At 61.8% G+C, this 870-nt stretch carries 1 protein-coding gene; it reads right to left on the bottom strand.

Translation table 11 applies throughout. The features are described from left to right. Positions 1 to 816, bottom strand: an 816-nt coding sequence (locus tag ABW18_RS00030) for an IS256 family transposase (protein ID WP_049697014.1), incomplete at its 3' end; no start/stop codon positions are given. Positions 817 to 870: the final 54 nt, after the last annotated feature.

Below are 870 nucleotides of genomic sequence, written 5' to 3'. Positions count from 1 at the left end.
TCCGGTCAGCCCGTCGCAGCACACGATCAGCACGTCCTTGACGCCGCGGTTGGCCAGATTCGCGCACACCCCGGCCCAGAACTTCGCGCCCTCTTCAGCCTGTATCCAGATGCCCAGCACATGCTTGACGCCAGCCATGTCGACACCAATAGCTATGTGGGCGTGCTTATTTCGAACGTGAGCACCGTCTTTGACCTTGACCACCAGGGCATCGAGATAGAGGACGGGATACAACGCTTCCAGCGGCCGGCTCTGCCATTCATCGACCGCGTCGCAAACCTCGTCGCAGATCTTGGAGATCGTCTCATGCGACAGATCGGTGCCCACCGTGGCGGCCAGATGATGTTGGATGTCGCGTAACGTCATGCCTCCGGCGTACAGCGAGATGATGATGTCATCGAGGCCGCCGAGCCGACGCGATCCCTTCGGCACCAGACGTGGGGTGAAGGTGCCGTCACGGTCACGAGGGACCTTCAGCTCGACCGGCCCCGCCTCAGACGCCACCGTTTTCGGGGTTGATCCGTTGCGGGCGTTGGGCAGTTCCCGGCCTGCCGGGTCGCCCTTCTCGTAGCCGAGGTGATCGGTCAGCTCGGCCTTCAAACCGCGTTCGAGGGCGAGTTTGATCAAGCCCGGAATCAAGCCACCGTCCCCGGTGACCTGCACCTGACCCGAATCGATCTGGGCCAACAACTCATCGACCATGCCCGAGGCCTGCAACGCTTCGGCCACCTCCGCAGTCGAACGCGGCTCTGCGAGCTCAGGCAGCGGTGGGTGGTCGTCGTTGTCCTGCTGCTTGTCGTCTAACGCCATGCTCATAAATCTTCCTCTCACTAATGAGCACTGGACTTACACAGACCATCTGACACCCCC

This window comes from Gordonia jacobaea, from assembly GCF_001186365.1.
GTDB lineage: Bacteria > Actinomycetota > Actinomycetes > Mycobacteriales > Mycobacteriaceae > Gordonia > Gordonia jacobaea.
The sequence above is the reverse complement of the archived record's forward strand: the minus strand, read 5'-3'. Positions and strand labels throughout refer to the sequence as shown.